This is a genomic window from Arthrobacter globiformis (genome assembly GCF_030817195.1).
GTDB lineage: Bacteria > Actinomycetota > Actinomycetes > Actinomycetales > Micrococcaceae > Arthrobacter > Arthrobacter globiformis_D.
The window spans coordinates 2,632,265-2,651,563 of the sequence record NZ_JAUSYZ010000001.1; the positions used below are offsets into that span (position 1 = coordinate 2,632,265).

Below are 19,299 nucleotides of genomic sequence, written 5' to 3' on the forward strand. Positions count from 1 at the left end.
CGACACGAGCAACGAGCATGACTTTTAACCGGTTTCAGCCTTGAGTGCTTCGGCGATGACCTGGACGAGGTGCCGGCTCTCGAGCCCGGCGAGATCCTGGACCTGGGTGCGGCAGGAGAAGCCGTCGGCCATGATCTTCCGGTCCGGTGCGGCGTCTGACTTAGCAAGGATCCCGGCGCGGGCGATGTTTTCGGAAACCTCGTAGTGGCCTCTTTCCATTCCGAAGTTCCCGGCCAAGCCGCAGCAACCCGATGAGGTTTCGACGTCGCAGCCCATGGCTTCCAGCAGCGCCTGGTCCGCGCCGTACCCCATGACCGAGTACTGGTGGCAGTGGGGCTGGACGAGGAGTTTCTCCGCGACCTGAGGCGGGGTCCAGTTGATGGAGGTCAGGAACTCCGCGACGGTCTTCACGGACCGTGCGAGCTCGGCTGCGCGGGGGTCGTCGGGGAGCAGTTCGAGCAGGTCGGAGCGCAGGGTGGCGGTGCAGCTGGGTTCGAGTCCGACGATGGTGCGGCCTTCCCGGACGTGCGGGATGAGCAGGTCAAGGGTTTTCCGGAGCTTGGCTTTGGCGGCCGTGAGCTGGCCGGTGGAGATGAGGGTGAGGCCGCAGCAGGCACCGGGGCCGGCGATTTCGACGTCGGCACCGGCCGCCGCCAGCACCACAAGGGCGTCGCGGGGAATGCCGGGGGCCATGGCGTCGGAGAATGAGTCGACCCAGACCAGGACTTTTGGGCCGTGTTGAGGGCCGCTGGCGGCGGCCGGTGTGAGGGAGCGTCGGGCTGGTCTGCTCCAGCGGAACGGCACCAGTGGAAGCGGCGGCAGCGATCGGCGGGTGTCTGCGCCCATCATGGTCATCATCAGCTTCCGCAGCGCCGGCACCCGGCTGACGAGATTGATCAGCAGGGCGGCCGGTGCAGCGAGTTTCAGCCACTGCGGGAGCCTGCCTAGCGTGTAGTGGCTGAGCGGGCGGAGGCGTCCCTTGTAGGTCTGGTGTAGCGTTTCGGACTTGAACATGGCCATGTCGATCCCGGTGGGGCAGTCATTCGCGCAGGCCTTGCAGCTCAGGCACAGGTCGAGGGCGTCGTGGACCTCGGGGGAGCTCCAGCCCAGGGTGACTACACCGCCGTTGAGCATTTCCTGCAGTGTGCGGGCCCGGCCGCGGGTGGAGTCCTTCTCGTCCAGCGTGGCAATGTAGGAGGGGCACATGAAGCCGCCTTGTGGGCGCAGGTCGGCGCGGCATTTCCCGACGCCGACGCAGCGGTGCACCGCCTTGGTGATGTCGCCGTCGTCGTGGGCGAATGCAAAGCCGTCGGTGGCCTTCAGCTCCAGTGCCTGGGGCCGGCGCAGGTCGGCGTCGAGCGGCGCCGGACGGACCACGATGCCCGGGTTCATCAGGTCCTCGGGATCAAGCAGCGCCTTGAACTGTTCCATGGCCTTCAGGGCTTCCTGGCTGTACATGGTCTTCAGCAGTTCCGACCGGGCCCGGCCGTCGCCGTGTTCGCCGGAGAGGGAGCCGCCGTGATCTGCAGCGAGGGCGGCGGCGCGTTCCAGGAACCGGCGCATGAGCACGACGTCGCGCTCCAGCGGAAAGTCGATGCGGACGTGCACGCACCCGTCCCCGAAGTGGCCGTAGGCCAGACCGGAGAGGCCCTCCTCGGCCATGAGCGCTTCCATGCCGCGCAGATAGCCGCCCAGTTTTTCGGGCGGGACGGCGGAGTCCTCCCAGCCGGGCCAGGCCTGCTCCCCGGCAGCCGTGCGCCCGGCGAGGCCTGCCCCATCGGCACGGATCTGCCACAGCCGGACGGCTTCGGGACCGGCGGGCAGGACGATGGCCTCGATGGCGCTGGCAGCGGCGACGAGCTTGCCGGCTGCTTCGATGGCCTCTTCGGAGGTGTCCCCGCCGACCTCAGCCATCAGCCAGCCGCCGCCGGCGGGCAGGTCTGGAACGCCCGCTGCGCCATGGGCGCGGCGCACCACGTTCACGAGCTGGGCGTCCAGCCCTTCGAGCGCGAGCGGGCGGAAGGGCAGGAGGTTGGGCACGTCGTCGGCAGCGGTGGCCATGTCGCTGTACCCCAACACGGCCAGTGCAGGCGCGGTGGCGCGGGGGACAAGCTTGACGGTGGCTTCCAGGAGGATGCCACAGCTGCCTTCAGTGCCGACAAGTGCCGCGGCCAGGTTGCGGCCGTTCTCCGGCAGCAGGTGCTCCAGGGAGTAGCCGGAGATCTGGCGGCCGAAGCGGCCGAACTCCGTGCGCAGCACCGCCAGGTGGTCGTCCACGAACGACGCCAGTCCCGGGACGGCGTCCAGGGCATCGGCTCCGGAGTCAACCGTAACGACGTCGCCGCGGCCGGTCAGCCATGTCATGGACACGACGTTGTCTGCGGTGCGGCCGTAGGAGAGCCCGTGCGGGCCGCAGGCGTTGTTGCCGATCATCCCGCCGAGGGTGCAGCGGGTTGCGGTAGACGGGTCCGGTCCGAACCTGAGCCCGAACGGCTGGGCTGCTGCCTGCAAGGTGTTCAGCACGACGCCGGGTTCCACGACCGCCGTCGAACTCTCCGGGGTGACCGACAGGACCCGGTTCATGAACCGGGAGAAGTCGATGACCACACCCGGGCCGACCGCGTTGCCGGCACACGATGTGCCGGCCCCGCGGACGGTAACAGGAACCTGGTGCCTGCCCGCCGCCTGCACCGTGGTGATGACGTCCCCCTTCGATCGCGGAAGAACCACCACCTCCGGCACCACCCGGTAATTGGAGGCATCGGTCGAATACAGGCCCCGCGTGAGGGACGAGTCGTCGACGGTTCCTTCCAGCCCCAGACGCCGCAGCTCGTCAACGAGCGCCTCTGCTGCCGCGTGACCGGCTCGGTTTATTGACGGGGCCATTGCTCATACTCCTGGTTTGGTCTTGATGGCTGATGCTAGTGCGGCAACGGCTTGCCGCGCAGCAGCATGGCGGCGCGGACACGTTCCTGGGCAAGGCTCCGGGCCGCTTCGTGGCTGGTCACCGAACGGCTCTCTGCCGCTTCGAGCACCGTGACGGTGTTGGCGCGAAGCTTCTCCGACACCGTGGTGAAGATGGACTCCGTCGCCGCCCGGAAGGGCGAATAGCGGGCATCCATGGCGAAGGCCGCGCTGACCACGCCGCCGGCGTTGGCCACGAAGTCCGGCACCACGGTGACGCCGCGCCGCAGCAGCACTTGCTGGGCTTCGGGACTGGTGGGCAGATTCGCGCCTTCGACGACGAGGCGGGCACCCATCCGCTCCGCGGCGGACGCGTCGATCACGTCCTGCAGGGCCGCCGGGACCGCGATTTCTGCGTCCACGAAGAGCTCGTCGCCCGGGTCGATCTTCAGCTCAGGGACATCAGCGACCAGGGCGTCTCCGGACTCGCTGCGGCGGCGCAGCAACTCGGGGATGTCCAGCCCGGACGGGTCCGCGATGGCGCCCTCGGCAGTGGATATCGCCACCACCTGGTAGCCCAGCTCATGCAGCCGCGAGGCGGCGGCGTGCCCCACGGCACCGAAGCCCTGCACAGCCACACGCGAACCCTGCAGCCCCTGCCGGCTCGCGGCCTGGTCAACGACTTCGGCCACGCCATACCCGGTGATGCCCAGCTGGTCGTAGGGCACGCCGCCCAGCTCGTAGGGGGTGCCGACGGCGGAACCCCGGTCTCCGAGTTCGTCCACAATGATCGCGGCATCGTTCTCGGTGAGGCCCATGTCCAGGCCGAAGACGTATTCGCGGGGAACTTCGTTGGAGAGCCGGCGGACGAAGGACCGCAGGATTTCCTCCTTGTAGGGGGAACGCGGATCGGCCTGGATGCCGGCCTTCGCCCCGCCGTAGAACAGGTCGACGCCAGCCCACTTCCAGGTCATGACGCGGGCGAGGCGGGCGATCTCCTCGACGGTGACTCCCGGCTGCATCCGGGTGCCTCCCTTGCCGATGCCGCGGGAGGTGTTGTCGATGACGAGGACGCCTTTCATCCCCGTCTTGGCGTCGCTGACCGCGACGATTTTCTCAGGACCCCATTCGTCCATGAGGTCGAACATGCTTGCCATCGGCGGTGCGCTCCTAGATGTGCTGTGCGAGAAAGGACGGCTGTGGCCCGGCCGGCGTGACCGGGCCACAGCGGCAGGGGTCAGAGGAACTTGACGCCCTGGGCGAGGGGGAGTTCGCCTGAGTAGTTGATGGTGTTGGTTGCCTGCCGCATGTACACGCGCCAGGAGTCGGAACCGGACTCGCGTCCGCCGCCGGTCTCCTTTTCGCCGCCGAACGCACCGCCGATCTCGGCACCGGAGGTTCCGATGTTGACGTTGGCGATGCCGCAGTCCGACCCGGCGGCAGAGATGAACCTCTCGGCTTCGGCCTGGTCATTGGTGAAGATGGCGGAGGACAGGCCCTGCGGCACGCCGTTCTGCAGCGCGATCGCCTCGGAGAAGTCGCTGTAGGTCAGCACGTACAGGATGGGTGCGAAGGTTTCGTCCTGGACCACCTCGCTCTGCTGGGGCATCCGGACGATGGCGGGTTCAACGTAGAAGGCGTCAGGGCGCTCGTCGGCGAGGACACGGCCGCCGCCGGTCACGACGGTACCGCCCTGGGCCTTGGCGTCGGCGAGGGCGCCCTGCATGTCGTTGAAGCTCTTCTTGTTGATGAGCGGGCCCACCAGGGTGGACGGGTCCGTCGGATCGCCGATGCGGAGCGTGCCGTAGGCGCTGATGAGCTTCTCGGTGAGCTCGTCGACGATGGACTCGTGCACGATCAGACGGCGCATGGTGGTGCAGCGCTGTCCGGCGGTGCCGGCGGCGGCGAAGACGATGCCGCGCAGGGCGAGGTCCAGGTCGGCGCTGGGGGCGACGATGGCTGCGTTGTTGCCGCCGAGTTCCAGCAGGGCGCGGCCAAAGCGGGCGGCGATGCGCGGGGCGATCTCCTGCCCCAGACGGACGGAGCCGGTGGCGGAGACCAGTGCCACGCGCGGGTCGTCAACGATCGCCTGGCCCGCATGGCGGTCCGCGATGACCAGCTGGTGGATATCGGCCGGTGCGCCGGTGTCCTTGATCGCGCGGGCCAGCAGGGCGTGGGCGCCGAGGGCGCTCAGGACCGTGATGCCGGACGGCTTCCAGACAACGGAGTCACCGCAGACCAGGGCAAGGGCGGTGTTCCAGGAGTACACGGCAACGGGGAAGTTGAAGGCGGAGATGACACCCACCACGCCCAGGGGGTGCCACGTCTCCTGCAGCCGGTGGCCCGGGCGCTCGGACGGCATGGTCTTGCCGTAGAGCATGCGGGACTGGCCGACGGCGAAGTCGCAGATGTCGATCATTTCCTGGACCTCGCCGAGAGCCTCGGAGGTGATTTTTCCCGCCTCAGCCTGGACGAGAACCGCCAGGTCCTCCTTGTGCTCGGTGAGCAGTTCGCCCCACCGCTTGATGACGTTGCCGCGCACGGGAGCCGGGACCTCGCGCCAGGTCAGGAAGGCTTCGTGGGCCTTCGTGATGGCTTCGTTGACCTCGTCAGCGGTGGCACTGGGGACGGTGAGCAGCACTTCGCCCGTGAGCGGGCTGCGCGCTTCATGGTCGCCGCCGAGCGCATCGGCGGTTACGCCGCAGGCCTCAAGGGCGCGGCTGACGGATGCTGCGAGGGCGGTTTCCTGGATGGTCTCAGTCATTTTTTGTCTCCTCAGTGTTCGTGTTGTTTGCGGGTCAGACTTCGACAGTCGTGCCCAGGTCTTCTGCCAGCGCGGCAACGGAGGCGTCCTGCTGCCGCTGGTAGAGCTCATTCGGATCGGCCACGGTGCGGCCGACGATCGTGGACATCACGGTGATGTCGTAGTCGGTGCCGGCCTGCGCGTCGTCGCGGGAGCCTTCATCGGTGAGGTTGGACTGGAAAATCCCGGCCGCGGAGCGGGGGAGGAAATCCTCGTAGACGATGGGCTCCGGAACTGCGACGCCCCGTTCGATCAGTTCCGTCAGTGAGACGGTCCCGCCACGAAGGGAGTCGCCGTAATGGCTCCACAGGGCGTCGCCGTCCACGGTGAATGTGAAGTAGGCGAGTTTCTGCAGGGCCAGTTCCTTCTCGGTGCGGGGGAGGTTTTCCTCCCAGACCCCCCGGGCGACGTCGACGCGGATGCCGTTGCCCTGGCCGGCGGCCAGCCGGCGGTCCGTTTCGGCGACCATCCTGTCGTACAGGTCGCGCCCTGCGGGAGTGAGGGCAATGCCGCGCTGCTCGACCTCGCCGAAGCGGACCCGAAGTTCCCCGGGGCCGACGGTGCCGTCCTCAAAACGGAAGACCCGGTCCTCCGAGAGTGCCCGGAACGAGGTCTGCCGCAGCAGGACGTCGGGTCCGTCCCAGCGGGGCGGGCCCTGGATCTCGTCGATCATGGTGATCCCCTGGGCTTCCATCCGGCTGTAGAGGTCGTCGATGTCCAGCACGCGGGGGGTGAGGTGGTTGATGTGCGTGGTGCTGACCCCGCCGATGTCGGAGGCAACGGCGGAGACCGCCTCGAGCTTCTTGTACCAGGCGTGGTCCACGGGGTCGTCCGACAGCTTGAATGCGGCGGTGGCCAACTCCAGGAGCCGGTCCGCCTCGTCGTCCTCAAGGCCGCCCGCGGCCGCGGCCTTGTCCGCCAGGTTCAGCAGCTCTTTTGGGAAAAGGGTGCGGGAACCGATGAACCTTCGCAGTTGCTCCTGCAGTTCCGCGCTGAAGAAGCGGGGGTCGTCGGCGGCCAGCATGGAGGTGAACACGCGGAACGGGTTCCGGGCCAGTTCCTCCGGGTCGACGGGGCGGAATGCGGTGGAGACGACGGGCACGGATGATTTGGAGGCGTCCCGCAGGTCGTAGAAGCCCACCGGGTGCATGCCAAAGGCGGCGAAAACGCGGGCAACCTGGGCCATTTCCGCGGCGGATCCGACCCGGATGGCGCCGTGCCTTTCGGCCGTGACCCGGGAAATGCTTCCGAGGCGTTCCGCTTCGGCGCCCTTGCTGCTCAGGTAGTCTTCGTTGACCGCGGTGGAGACGTCCACCAGGGTGTTGTACGCCGGGACCTCCTCGCCGTACATCGTCGATAACCTGCGGGCGAATTCAGCCCGGAGCTGCCAGGGTTCTCGGAAAGACATGGATGGTTCCTTTCTGGTCGGGTGGTCAGTGCCTGTTTCGGTGGTCAGATGATGTTGACTTCCCGCAGGGCTGTTTCAGTCCCTTTGAAGCGGTCCGCTGAGAAGTGGGAAGGGTCGAGGAAAGTCGGCTTGCCGAGGTATAGGTCGGCCACGAGTTCACCCACGGCCGGGCCCTGGAGGAAACCGTGGCCGGAGAACCCGGTGGCGTAGAAGAACCCGGGAAGTTCCTCCGCCTGCCCAATGAGGGCGTTGTGGTCGGGGGTGTTCTCATAGAGTCCGGCCCAGCCCCACTCCAGGTCGGGATTCTCCAGCTCGGGCGCGCAGACCGAGGCGGCCGCGTTGAACTCCGGCAGCCAGTCGTAGTTGAACTCGCGGGAGAATCCGCCCTCCTGCTCATGGGAGATACCCACGAGCAGGCCATTGAGGTAGTTATGGAAGTACATGGTGGTGGACAGGTCCAGGGTGAAGGGAACGCGTGGAAAGGGCCGGGCCCGCTGCCGGGTCATGCCGATGAGCCGCCGCACAGGCGTGACCGGCAGGTCCACGCCGGCCATGTCGCCAATCCGGGCGCTCCACGCACCCGCACAGCACACCACCGCACCGGTGCGGATGGTGCCACGGTTGGTAATCACGGTTTCAATCGACCGGCCGTTGCGCTGGATCTGGACCACCTGGGTGCGGTTGAGGAAGGTCACCCCGCGTTCCCGGGCTGCTGCGGCATAGGCTTCAACGGCCAGGCCGGGCTCGGCAAACCCGTCACCTGGAGAGAAAGATGCGGCCGCGAGAACCGACGGATCCAGCAGCGGATTGATCTTGCCGGCCTCGGACGGGGACACCATGCGGCTGTTCACGCCCATGGAGTTTTGGATCTCCGTGGCCCGCTCCAGGTCGGCGACCTCGCCTGCGGAGCGGCACAGGAACAGGTACCCCACGGTCTGCAGGCCGATATCGGCACCGAACCTTTCCGGAAACCTGGCGTACTCGGCCAGCGACCGCTGTCCCAGGATGATGTTTCCCGGATCGGAAAAATTCGCCCGCACGCCGCCGAGAGGCTTGGCGGAGGATCCGCTGCCCAGTTCGGCCTGTTCGATGACGACAATGTTTTTCACTCCGCGGTCTGCCAGGTGCCATGCCGTGCTGACACCCATGATGCCGCCGCCGATAATGACGACTTCTGCTTCCGTCGGCTGGGAATAGGCGTAGCTCAAGTCCAGCGGAACAACCTGATTGGCCATGAAATCTCTCCTAACTGGGCCCCGCACCCCCTGAGGGCGTAGCGAAGAGCGATCGGTAATGGGTTATGGATTACCTATATCGTGACTGGTGTCACGATGGCCGTCAAGAGGCTGGCAGAAGATTAATCTTTTGGCCGTTGGACGACGACGGATGCTCACGGTCGCGCCGAAAGAAAAGCCCGCCCTGCTGGCGCAGGGCGGGCGGAGGTCGTGCTTGGGAGAGCTCAGTCCTTTCCGGTCTCCGGGCGCGCGTAGTCCAGGTGGCGTGACATTCGCTCGCCAGCGAGCTTCTCGTCACCGGCGAGGACTGCCTCGAGGATGCCTCGGTGTTCCTCGGCGCTGCTCATGAGCAGGCCGCGCTCCTGCAGGTGATAGGAGCCGGTGATCCGGGACTGGTCCCTGAGGTTTTCAACAATGGCGGTCCACCGGCGGTTTCCGAGCAGGCCCACCAGGTGGGAGTGGAATTGCTGGTCCGTTTCCAGGTACTCGAGCATGTTCTCGGTCTCCGCAGCGTCGATGGTCTTGTCCGCCAGGGCCTTCAGGGCCACGGACTCGGACTCACCGATGCCTGCAGCGGTCACGCGTCGCACGGCTTCGACTTCGATAAGAAGGCGGAGGTCATAGACCTCCTGCTTGTCGCGATCGGACATCTCGACCACGCGGAAGCCGCGGTTGCGCACTACTTCCAGGAGTCCCTTGCCGGCAAGTGCAAGCATGGCCTCGCGGGTGGGGCTGTTGGACACGCCCAACTGGGCGGAGAGGCTGTTGGCCGAGTAGATCTGCCCGGGCTTCATGGACCCGCTCAGGAGTGCACGGCGGACGATTTCCTCGGCGGAATCCTTCAGGGTCAGATGCTGGAGGGCTGACGGGTCGACGTGGCCGCCCCAGGATGATATGGGCTGCATGGTTTCCTCCCGAGTGTTGTGTAATCCATTGTCCAGCACCCTTCGCGCTTACTCCTAGTCGCTCTTCCGGCGTGGCCCGAAATCGCAGGGAACCCGCCTCGCAACCACCGGGCGTCGCAAAAGTAAGGGCCTCTTGACAGGGGAGCTGAACTGATCTGTTATTAGTAATCGACAACCGATTAGGTGTCGCGCCTCACATTCCCATTCCCCAGTAGAGGATCTCTCCATGAAGAAGTCTGTTCTGACAGCTGCGGCCCTTGGCGCCCTCGTCGTCTCCTCGATGACCGCATGCGGCAATGACGCCGCAAAGACGGTGGCAGCCGACTGCAAGCCTGCGGCTTCGTTCCAAACCCTTAGTGCCGGCACGCTCACGGTGGCCGTCCCGGAACTGCCGCCGTTCTCCACCTACGCCAACAGCCAGCTGGCCGGCGTGGACGGTGAACTCATCAAGGAATTCGCGAAGCGCAACTGCCTCGAAATCAAAGCCGAGCCAACGTCTTACGCGGGCACCATCCCGGCGGTGCAATCCAGCCGTGCTGACGTCGCCATTGGCGCCTACTACCGGACCTCGGAAAGGGACAAGATCGTCGGACTGACGAGCCCCGTCTACACGGACGAGATGGCCACCGTCAGCATCGAGGGCATCGATCAGGTTTCCGCACTCGAGAGCCGCAAGGTGGGCACTGTTGATGGATACCTCTGGGTTCCCGACTTGAAGGCCTTGCTCGGCGACAAGCTGACCATCTACCCGTCGGCCGTGGAAATGCAGGCCGACCTGAAAGCCGGCCGCATCGACACGGGGATCGACAGCTACGGATCCGCCGTTGAGATGTACAAGGGTGACTCCAAGTACAAGGTGACTGCCGTGCAGCCTGATGCCCGCGTCAAGGCGTCCAAGGAGCCAGCGCAGATCGCCTTCCCCTACATCAAGTCCAACAGCGGGCTGGGTGCTGCGCTGGACGCAACCATCACCTCAATGAAATCCGATGGCACGATCGGTTCTGCGCTCAAGGGGGCCGGCCTCCCGGAAACCGGTGCCGACACGGGCGCACCCCGACTCATCGGCTGAGCCACATGCCCATCAGTGCGGCACCGACCGTTGTGGATCCGCCCCTCACCGTGCTCGGCCCGGACCACGTCATGGCATTGCCGCCCATGGCAGCCGTCCAGGCCCTCAGCGACGCGCTGTCCAGCGGCGTCGACCCCGAGCGCGACGGCGTCCGGAGCCGCCTGGAAACACCGCATGGCCAGTTGCTCCAGATGCCCGCTGCCTCACAGGACTACGCCGGAACAAAAATCCTCACTCTGACGCCTGGCAACACCTCAAGGGGCAGGCCCGGCATCCAGGGCGTCTATGTCCTCTTCGCCGGCGATACCCAACAACCCGCTGCCGTCATCGACGGCGCGGCCCTGACCCGGATCCGCACACCGGCCGTCTCAGCATTCGGCCTTCGGCTGCTGGGGCACCGGACAATCCCGCGGATAGTTGTCTTCGGTGCCGGTGTCCAGGCCTGGGAACACATCAGGGTCTTCCACGCGGTCTTCGGGCTGCAAAAAGTCGCTGTCGCCGCGCGGAACCCCGGCGCCGCCGCGGGCCTGGCGACGAAGGCAACAGAGGAACTCGGGCTCGAGGCATCATCGCACGGCCTGGCGGAGGCAGAGGCGCTGGTGGGCGGCGCGGACGTCACGGTCTGCTGCACTGCCTCGCCTTCCCCGCTGTTCTCCGGGCGTTCCGTGCGGCCCGGTGCCACCGTCGTGGCCACCGGCTCCCACCAATCAGGCAACAGGGAACTGGACCGGGAGCTTATGGCCAGGGCACGGATCTGCGTTGAGTCCGCCAACACCGCCCTGGCAGAGGCCGGCGAGGTCATCGACGCCGTCGCCCACGGGGAGCTGAACCCGCAGAACCTGATCACCTTGGCCCGCCTGCAACAGAACGGCCCGCCCGCACCGTCTACCAGCAGGCCAGCCGTCTTCAAAACCACGGGAATGCCCTGGCAGGACCTTGCCATCGCGGCAGCCATCCACCGGCTGTGGCTCTCCGGTAATGGTTCGCCGGCGCTTCCGCCGGCTGAGCCCAATTGACCCACCGAAAGGACTTCAGAATGCAAAGCATCGCTAAGGACCCCCTCACCACAGGGCAAACGGCTGTGAGGGTAACCAACTTGGCCAAGGCCTACGGAGACCACGTGGTCCTCAGGGACGTCACCCTGGAGGTCGCGCCCGGCACAGTGACCGCCATGATCGGTCCGTCCGGCGCCGGCAAGTCCACACTACTTCGCTGCATCAACCTGCTGGAAAGGCCGGACAAAGGCCAGATCGAGATCTGCAGCCACCGCATCGACGCATCCAAGCCGCTCTCCGCCAAGAGCCTGGCGCCCTTGCGGCGCAGCGCCGGCATGGTTTTCCAGCACTTCAACCTGTTCCCGCACATGACCGTGCTGCGCAATATCAGCCTGCCCCAGCAGCGCATCCTCGGCCGCAGCCGTGAGGAAGCGGACACCAAGTCCATGGAGCTTCTGGGCCGCATGGGGTTGGCAGACAAGGCGAAGCAATACCCGTCGCGGTGCTCCGGCGGGCAGCAGCAGCGCATCGCCATCGCCCGCGCCCTGGCGCTCGGACCGCAGGTGATGCTCTTTGACGAGCCCACGTCCGCGCTTGATCCGGAGGTCGGCGTCGAAGTCCTGGAGGTCATGAAGGAGCTGGCCTCCGACGGTATGACCATGATCGTGGTGACCCATGAAATGGGCTTCGCCGCGAATGTCTCCGACACCTTGGTTGTCATGGCTGACGGCGGCATCATCGAACAGGGGGATCCGCACCGGATCATGCGCGAACCGGAGCACGAGCGCACCCGCCGCTTCCTTCGCGCTGTACTGGAGCGCTGAGCACATGGATATCCTCAAAGCCATCGCCCTCGGCCTGCCAATGACGCTCCTGGTGACCGCGGTTTCCCTAGGCATCGGCAGCCTGGTGGCACTGCCCCTGCTGGCGGGCCTCCGTTCCGGCCGGACCGCCGTCCGATTCCTGACCCGGGCCGTCATCGACATCCTGCGGGGCATCCCGCCCATCGTCTGGCTGTTCATCCTCTTCTACGGAATCAGCGTCGGCACCTTCAAGCTCAGTGCCTTCTGGGCCGGCGTCATCGGACTCGGCGTCGTTGCCGGCGCCTACCTGACCGAGATTTTCCGTGGCGCCCTTGGGGCAGTCAACGCCGGACAGTGGGAGGCCAGCGAAGCCCTTGGCCTGGACAGGTTCACCCTGTGGACCCGGATCATCGGTCCGCAGGGACTTCGTGTGGCCATCCCCGGCTTTACCACCTACGGCATCGGCCTGCTGAAGGATTCCTCCGTCGTGTCCACCATCGGCGTCGCGGAGATTGTGTATCTCACCCAACAAAACGCCCGCATGTCCGGGCAGGGCATCGTGGTGTACTTCATCGCCGCAGCCATCTACATCATGCTCAGCATGCCGCTGGGCATGCTCTCCCGGAACCTGGACATCAAAATGCGGAAGGCCGTGGCCCGATGAACACCATCCTCCAAGACATCATCGACTACGGCCCCACCCTGCTCGGCGGCCTGAAAATCAGCCTCGCCCTGACCGGCCTCAGCCTGCTCTTCGGCACCGTCTTCGCCCTTGTTTTCGCGCTCGGCATCACGTCCAGGAACACAGCCTTGCGCTGGACCTCAACCTTCTTCGTGGAGGTCGGACGCGGCGCCCCCGCGCTGGTGCTCCTGCAGCTGATGTACTACGGGCTTCCCAACGCCAGCATCACATTGACTGCCTTCGCCTCAGCAACGCTCGCCCTGACGTGGACCGCCGCTGCCTACATGGCCGAGTACATCCGCGGCGGCCTCGCCGCGGTTCCCGGCGGTGAGATTGAAGGTGCCCAGGCGCTCGGGATGAGCCACGCGGACACGCTGCGCTTCGTCATCATCCCACAGGGCTTGCGGATTGCGCTGCCGGCCCTGATGGGATTCGCCGTCCTGCTGTTCCAAGCGACGTCCCTTGCATACTCCGTGGCTGTTCCCGAACTCATGAGCCAGGCCTACTCAGCGGGCTCATCCTCCTTCAAATACTTGAATCTGTTCATCATTGCCGGTGCCATCTATGCAGCGATTTCGATTCCCGCCACTTGGCTTTCCGTGGGCGCAGAAAAGCACCTAGCCAAACACCTTTAGAGACGGAAGCCGGATATGAGCTTACTCCTTCAAAGAGCACCAGAAACCGCGGAAGCTACGCGCATGAAGGCTGCGCGCGGATTTCTTGCAGACGAGTGCGAGGCCGGATGCGACCACTGTGTCGGCTCGGAGACAGACTGAATAAACGAGCACCCGCCTTCAGGCAGTCCGGGACGCCACTGCCTGTCCCACGCCTTCCGGCCCGCTTCGCCGAGAACCGGTAGGTTGGAGACCGAAGGCCGGAGTTCATCGACGGCGTGCGTGAGGAATGGGTGCCAGCGTAATCAATGCTCGACCCAGCGGCCAGTCTCGGGATTTTCGAACGCCGATAAGTGGTGGCGCGTCTCCCGCTTGGCCTTACGTCACGAGGGTCGCAAGTCGCTTCCGCAAAAGCCGCCTCGGAAGCAGCCGGTTAGGAGAAGGGCATTACGACGAGAATATCTCCGCCCTGCCCGGCCTCCAGCGCCTGAGCTCCACACTGGTCATGAAGAACCTCATAGAGAACCGGACACGGCCACTCTGAACGAGCAGCGCCAAGTATTGGTGCTGGCGTCGATCACAGACCCGTCATCTGGCCAGGGGACGACTGCAGCCTGACGAAATCCCAAATATCAGCCATACGGAATCAGCGTCGCCGGCCTGGGTGCCGGCGCCGCTGGTGCCGCCTTTGTGAACGACGCGGCACCTGCAAAGACCCAGGCACAGGAAGCACGCGCATCAGCTACGAACAACACCTTCGAAGCAGAGTAGTCCCGTGCTGGATAGGGAGAGGTTCGGGTCATGCCTTCTTCTGTGGTCTCCGCCCATGAGATGCTCGAAGGAGGTCCCAAGGCGATGACGCTCGTTGAACCCCAACTCTCGGCTTGCTCAGTGCATCTCTGCTCACCCTTGTCGTGCGTCGGATTCCAGCTGAACCGGAGAACGCTGTCACAGCGGCGCGGCAACAGGCGGTGGAAAGGGATTCCCAACGCCCCAAGGGACCGTCACACTCGGATGGGTTGCGACCGAAAATGCTCACAAAAGAGGGTGTGCACAATGTGCACACCCTGGGCTTCGGATTCGGCTGTACCGGCGCCGGACTGGGCCGGATTGGGGATGTTTTCGGGGGAGTGGCGGGATTTCAGAGGTTGGCGCCCGGTTCGAGTCCCACCTCGGGCACGTGTTTTCCCTGTTCAGAGGCTTTTTAGCCTCTGAGTGTGGACAAATTGTGGTGTGTGGGCCCCTTCGGGGGCCTTTTTCATTGGTGACCGGCTGCCTCCCTGCCTTCCTGACTCGACGGTGCGTCCTTCGTTACCAGTTCATGGACGTCCGTGGCCTGGGCAACATGACCTGAGAAAAATCTGGCTCGGACTCCATTTCCGCATCGTTGGTCCTTCACTGGGTTTCTCCTGTCCGGTTCGTAGTGTCTTCCTGTTTCTTCATCGTTACCTGCGGCGTCTACTGCATGACGCTGTGCATTTTGGTGGGTGTTCCGACGTGAGGTGCAGCTACCAAGAAAATCCTTCCTTGCATTGTTCATCCCGCTGATACGCTGAAGGCAGTCGAACGGCGGCATGGGGGCGCATAGTTAGACGATGGCAACTTTTGATTCCAGGAGTTTTTACACACGTGGTGACTCCCTCAGCGTTGGGGCTTCACGGGAACATGTCGAGCGTGCGCTCCTGGACTTTGGGGCGACGGATGTTCGTTTCAGTCAGCGCGGGCGCCTCAGCGCCATCGCGTTCAGGGCCTGCGGAAGGCAGTTCCGCATTGTGATCACTTTGCCGCAGCCCGACGGAATCCCTGCTGTCCCGGGTGGCGCGGCGGAGGTCCCTGGCCGAGAAGCTACAGCAAAAGTCCTGGAGCACAATGCCCGCAGGGTTTGGCATGCCTTCGCCCTATCGACTGAGGCCAAACTCGCAGCGGTGGCAGCCGGGGTTGCCACGCTCGAATCGGAATTTCTCGCCCATGTGGTTCTCCCCGGGAACCGTACCGTGATCGACGAACTCGAACCAGTCATCGCGTCTGCCTACCGGTCCGGGCAACGTCCCTCAATCAGCAATGCCGCTACACCGCGGGCCGATTAGATGTACTGCCCATGGGTATCCGTTGGGTGAACGCGGTGACTCGTGGGAGTTGTTTACGCAAAAAGTGAGGACCTTCGTTTCGCAGCGGATTACGGAGATAAGGCAGCGCCTCAAGGCCTGTGCCTGGTTCAGCTGTCGGAATGCGTCAGCACTTCGGGTGATGCGAGAGGGACGTAACGACGGGTGCTTCATGCTGGCCTGCTAACCATTGGCGGTAGTTCTTCGCAGCCGCGTCGTTGCGAGTGGCCGGCTGAAGCCCCGCACCTACGAGACAAAAACGGGGGAGAAGCGCACGGTAATCGAATTCGAGATCGACGAAATCGGGCTGTCTCTTCGCTATGCAGCTGCGGCGGCCAAGGGCTCACAGCCAAAACGACATCGCTTTAGGCGTGCCGAGGTAAAACGAACTTGATTTTTCCGGAGTGGTCCGGCGATAGACGGGACCAGTTCATGGTAGACAAAGCAGACCATGAACACGGGGGACGTTGTGATGGAGCCGGTTAGATTTATTGATCCGTTTGAGGTTGAGGAACCGGCTTCGGTGGCGCCTGTCCCAAAACCATCCCCCGCCCCTGGTCCTTCCGCCGGACCACCGGCGGCTCTTCTCTTTTCTTCCCAGGGCCGTGAACGCGAAGTGCAACGGCTCATCCACGACCTCGCCATCCTGGCGACCAGGCAGCAGCAGCATCCGCCCGTCGGGTAGGGCACGGGCAGTTGGGTTCGAAGTGCGATGGATGATCCCCGAACGTTAGGACTTCTCGTGGCGTTTCTGGGCACGTTCACGGTAGCGGCGCTGATGTTCCTGCTCTATATCACTGCTCTTTGCGTCTTGCTCGCTCTGGCGGGGACAGCCCAACTGCTCACCTGGGTCTTCAGGGCCAGCAAGCCGGCATACGAAGCAGGAAGGGCAGAGCGCCCGCTGTCACGCAAGAGGGGCGACATTACCGCTCGGCGGGAGCTGGAAGCAACAAGATCAGATAGACGCTTCGCATCGATTGCCCGTCATTGTGGGGTCGGCGAAGACGCCCATTGGGACGTTGTACTGAAAGCCCCCGTTTGGCGGCGGCACTGACGAGTGCGGCAGCAACGCTTGAGAAGGTTCCTTTGCGGGCAGCAGAACTTTTCTCCTAACAGAGGTGTGTCTCATCACCCAGGTGGCTCGAAACGCTAGAGATTGCCGGGGCGGACGCAGTTGACCCATGATCGCGCCGCTGTACCCCGGGCGTTTCCCAAGCAGTTTCACGGCGTCGCTGTCACAGATCGGACGCGGGCGGTGTCTTCATGTCGTAGAACCCAGAACCGACCGCAGGAGGAGACATGACCACCAGGATCCCGTCCGCAGAAATCACCGGTTTCTACGGCGCACTCATCAAGAAGTTCAGCGCGAAGATGTTCGGCAAAGTCCCGGAATCGCTGGGCGTCATGTGGCACAACCAGCCCGTTCTCAAGGCATCCATGGGCTTCGGACAGAAGCTGCAGAAGTGGAACAGCTGCGATGAGTCGCTGAAGTCCTACGCTCACATGGCCGTGGCCTCCTTCATCGGCTGCACTTGGTGCCTGGACTACAACTACTTCATGGCGCACAACCACGGCCTGGACCTGGAGAAGGCCCGGCAGATCCCGCGCTGGCGCGACTCCGGGGTCTTCACGCCCCTGGAGCGGGACGTCCTGGAATATGCCGAGGCCATGAGCACGACTCCCGTAACCGTCACGGACGAGCTTGCTGCCCGGCTGCTCGAGCAGCTCGGCGCACCGGCCCTGGTTGAGCTGACCAGCGTCATCGGCTACGCCAACCTCACAACCCGCGGCAACGTCGCGCTGGGCATCGAGTCCGAAGGATTCGCGGATGCCTGCGGCCTGAAGCCGCTCGCGGTACCAAGCGGGCGCGGAGTAGCCTGACCGACATGGGCAACTCCGGGACCACCGACAAATTGGACCTCTTCGTCGCCCACCGCAGCCTGCTCTTCACCGTCGCCTACGAGATGCTCGGCTCCGCCGCCGATGCCGAGGACGTGGTGCAGGAGGCCTGGCTGCGGTGGTCGGACCTGGGCGGCGGGGCCCGCGCGGAGGTGCGTGACCCGCGGGCCTATTTCGTCCGTGTCGTCACCCGCCAGGCGCTCAACCGCCTCCGCGCGCTGTCACGACGGCGGGAGGATTACGTCGGGGAATGGCTGCCCGAGCCCCTGCTCACCGTGCCGGATGTCGCCGAGGACGTGGAACTGGCCGAAAGCGTCTCGATCGCCATGCTCACGGTTCTCGAATCGCTCACCCCTGTGGAGCGGGCGGTCTTCGTACTGCGGGAGGTTTTCGACGTGCCCTACGAGGAGATTGCCGAGGCCGTGGGCAAGTCAGCGGCCGCCGTGCGCCAGATCGTCAGCCGTGCGCGCTCTCATGTGGCCGTCCGGCGCCCCCGCATGCGCGTGGGCCGCAGCGAGCAGCAGGAAGTCGTCGAACGGTTCCTGGCGGCGGTCACCACCGGAGATGTGCAGGGCTTGATGGACGTGCTGGCGCCTGACGTCGTACTCATCGCCGACGGCGGCGGCGTCGCCCAGGCCGTTCGGGTGCCGGTCTACGGCGCGAAGAAGGTGACAAATCTGCTTCGGTCCTTCCCACAGGCCGCGCTCAACCCGAAAATCGCTCTGCTCTGGCTCAACGGCGCCCTCGGCATCCGGATCGACGACGAAGCAGGCGGTCCGTCACTCATCAGCCTGGTGGTGGAGGACGGCAGGATCGCACGGATCTTCGCCATGCGGAACCCGGACAAGCTCGGCCACTTGGAGGAGGAGACCCGGCTGGCACGTTAGCCGCTCAGACCCTCCAGAGCGAACTCGGTGCCAGGCGTAACGCGCTCCAGAGCATTATGGTGGCTTGGACGCTGCGGTACCGACTTGATGAGAAGGCCCAGGAACTCGAGGTGGCTTCGGAAGTGACTTGGCCATGGGTAACGGGAAGCGGACCCATGCTCCAGAACAGTCTCGAAGACCGGGCCCAAAGGGTGTGAAGCCCGGCCAATTCCGTACATCTATGTCCGGCAGTGCCTTGTCCGGTGTCAGGCGGCCAACCCGGGGGAAGGCAGCCTTGCCTGCAGCTTCCCTTCCTTCCTGGGTGGACATGTCCACGGCGGGGGCGAGCTCAGTGGTGGATCCATCGCGGTAGAACACGTTCGGCGCCAAGACCACATAACCCCAGTTGGCGATGCGCTGGGCCATCTCCTAGATTCGGGGGCGCAGGCCAAAGGCGTCCATGTAGAGGATGACGCCAGGCAGAGGGCCTGTTGTGGTGGATGGACGGGCCACCAGGGCCTCTCCGGTGCCTTCAGCGGCGGGGATTTCGATGGGCATGGGCCCACACTATCGGAGCTCACGGGTAGCGCAGTCTTAGGTTCCCGGCTCTGAAGTGGAAGATGTCTCCCGGGGCGCTTCCTGCCACTACGCGCTGATCTGCGAGGGCCAGGAGCGGAAGATCACCCGGCTCGGCCAAGGAAGTGTCAGGCGCAAGCCGTCCCGTCGTTGAGAAGCTCAGACAGGGCCTCCTCGGTCTGGATGGTGTGCAGGAGGAGCCGGTCGGCGGTGAGGTTGTAGCCAATCCGTCCACGGGGGACGGCCGCGTCATAGTGAGAGGTTCGAACGGCAAACTTTGGCACGAAAACATCAGCGCGGAGGATAGCGACAACACTTTTGGATTCGATGAGCCTTGGATAGCCATCCGCAGCAGCGCCCCTATGTTCCAGCCGCAATCAAGGGCGAAACCGCAGGAAAAGCGCAGGATCCCCGCCAAAGCTCAAGAACGGAACA

The 19,299-nt window shown here is 64.9% G+C and carries 17 protein-coding genes and 1 pseudogene; 9 read left to right on the forward strand and 9 right to left on the reverse strand.

Features of this window, described 5'->3' with window-relative positions; genetic code table 11:
• Positions 1–24: 24 nt before the first annotated feature.
• The 6 genes from QF036_RS11865 to QF036_RS11890 all read right to left on the reverse strand — a co-directional run bounded on the left by QF036_RS11865 (position 25) and on the right by QF036_RS11890 (position 9,255).
• Complete coding sequence (locus QF036_RS11865; protein ID WP_307102035.1) at positions 25–2,886, reverse strand: FAD-binding and (Fe-S)-binding domain-containing protein; 2,862 nt, start codon at positions 2,884–2,886, stop codon at positions 25–27.
• A 35-nt stretch (positions 2,887–2,921) separates the two neighbouring features.
• Positions 2,922–4,061 carry a Glu/Leu/Phe/Val family dehydrogenase gene (locus QF036_RS11870; RefSeq protein ID WP_307102037.1) on the reverse strand — a complete coding sequence of 380 codons (1,140 nt, stop codon included), beginning with the start codon at positions 4,059–4,061 and terminating at the stop codon, positions 2,922–2,924.
• 80 nt (positions 4,062–4,141) lie between these two features.
• On the reverse strand, positions 4,142–5,668 hold the full coding sequence (gene amaB, locus QF036_RS11875; RefSeq protein ID WP_307102039.1) for an L-piperidine-6-carboxylate dehydrogenase: 1,527 nt from the start codon (positions 5,666–5,668) through the stop codon (positions 4,142–4,144).
• 34 nt (positions 5,669–5,702) lie between these two features.
• On the reverse strand, positions 5,703–7,115 hold the full coding sequence (gene hglS / locus QF036_RS11880; protein WP_307102041.1) for a 2-oxoadipate dioxygenase/decarboxylase: 1,413 nt from the start codon (positions 7,113–7,115) through the stop codon (positions 5,703–5,705).
• 44 nt (positions 7,116–7,159) lie between these two features.
• Positions 7,160–8,350, reverse strand: coding sequence for an NAD(P)/FAD-dependent oxidoreductase (locus QF036_RS11885; RefSeq protein ID WP_307102043.1), 1,191 nt, complete (start codon positions 8,348–8,350; stop codon positions 7,160–7,162).
• A 224-nt stretch (positions 8,351–8,574) separates the two neighbouring features.
• Entirely contained in the window at positions 8,575–9,255 is a 681-nt protein-coding gene (locus QF036_RS11890) for a GntR family transcriptional regulator (RefSeq protein ID WP_306920308.1), read from the reverse strand.
• Between the two features lie 226 nt (positions 9,256–9,481).
• Here QF036_RS11890 and QF036_RS11895 point away from each other — a divergent pair, with 226 nt between their 5' ends.
• From QF036_RS11895 to QF036_RS11935, 9 genes and pseudogenes are all read left to right on the forward strand, one after another.
• On the forward strand, positions 9,482–10,324 hold the full coding sequence (locus QF036_RS11895) for an ABC transporter substrate-binding protein (protein WP_307102045.1): 843 nt from the start codon (positions 9,482–9,484) through the stop codon (positions 10,322–10,324).
• 5 nt (positions 10,325–10,329) lie between these two features.
• The gene (locus tag QF036_RS11900; protein WP_307102047.1) at positions 10,330–11,340 is read left to right on the forward strand and encodes an ornithine cyclodeaminase family protein; all 1,011 of its coding nucleotides are present in this window, start codon (positions 10,330–10,332) and stop codon (positions 11,338–11,340) included.
• A 20-nt stretch (positions 11,341–11,360) separates the two neighbouring features.
• Positions 11,361–12,143 (forward strand): amino acid ABC transporter ATP-binding protein, encoded by a 783-nt coding sequence (locus QF036_RS11905; protein ID WP_307102048.1) that lies wholly within the window; start codon positions 11,361–11,363, stop codon positions 12,141–12,143.
• Between the two features lie 4 nt (positions 12,144–12,147).
• A complete protein-coding gene (locus tag QF036_RS11910; RefSeq protein WP_307102051.1) occupies positions 12,148–12,786 on the forward strand; it encodes an amino acid ABC transporter permease in 639 nt (212 codons plus the stop codon).
• Positions 12,783–13,439, forward strand: coding sequence for an amino acid ABC transporter permease (locus QF036_RS11915; RefSeq protein WP_307102053.1), 657 nt, complete (start codon positions 12,783–12,785; stop codon positions 13,437–13,439). Before QF036_RS11910 ends, QF036_RS11915 begins: the two co-directional genes overlap by 4 nt.
• Before the next feature lie 1,751 nt (positions 13,440–15,190).
• The gene (locus tag QF036_RS11920; RefSeq protein ID WP_307102055.1) at positions 15,191–15,505 is read left to right on the forward strand and encodes a hypothetical protein; all 315 of its coding nucleotides are present in this window, start codon (positions 15,191–15,193) and stop codon (positions 15,503–15,505) included.
• 229 nt (positions 15,506–15,734) lie between these two features.
• Positions 15,735–15,872 (forward strand): annotated as a pseudogene (locus QF036_RS11925) (single-stranded DNA-binding protein); the annotation flags it as partial.
• A gap of 950 nt (positions 15,873–16,822) precedes the next feature.
• Positions 16,823–17,404, forward strand: coding sequence for a carboxymuconolactone decarboxylase family protein (locus QF036_RS11930; protein WP_307102057.1), 582 nt, complete (start codon positions 16,823–16,825; stop codon positions 17,402–17,404).
• Between the two features lie 5 nt (positions 17,405–17,409).
• Positions 17,410–18,309, forward strand: coding sequence for an RNA polymerase sigma-70 factor (locus QF036_RS11935; protein ID WP_307102059.1), 900 nt, complete (start codon positions 17,410–17,412; stop codon positions 18,307–18,309).
• 54 nt (positions 18,310–18,363) lie between these two features.
• On the opposite strand, the gene QF036_RS11940 is transcribed toward QF036_RS11935, so the two are convergent.
• From QF036_RS11940 to QF036_RS11950, 3 genes are all read right to left on the reverse strand, one after another.
• Entirely contained in the window at positions 18,364–18,714 is a 351-nt protein-coding gene (locus tag QF036_RS11940; RefSeq protein WP_307102061.1) for a hypothetical protein, read from the reverse strand.
• 3 nt (positions 18,715–18,717) lie between these two features.
• On the reverse strand, positions 18,718–18,846 hold the full coding sequence (locus QF036_RS11945) for a hypothetical protein (RefSeq protein WP_307102063.1): 129 nt from the start codon (positions 18,844–18,846) through the stop codon (positions 18,718–18,720).
• A gap of 146 nt (positions 18,847–18,992) precedes the next feature.
• Positions 18,993–19,148, reverse strand: coding sequence for a hypothetical protein (locus QF036_RS11950; protein WP_307102065.1), 156 nt, complete (start codon positions 19,146–19,148; stop codon positions 18,993–18,995).
• Positions 19,149–19,299: the final 151 nt, after the last annotated feature.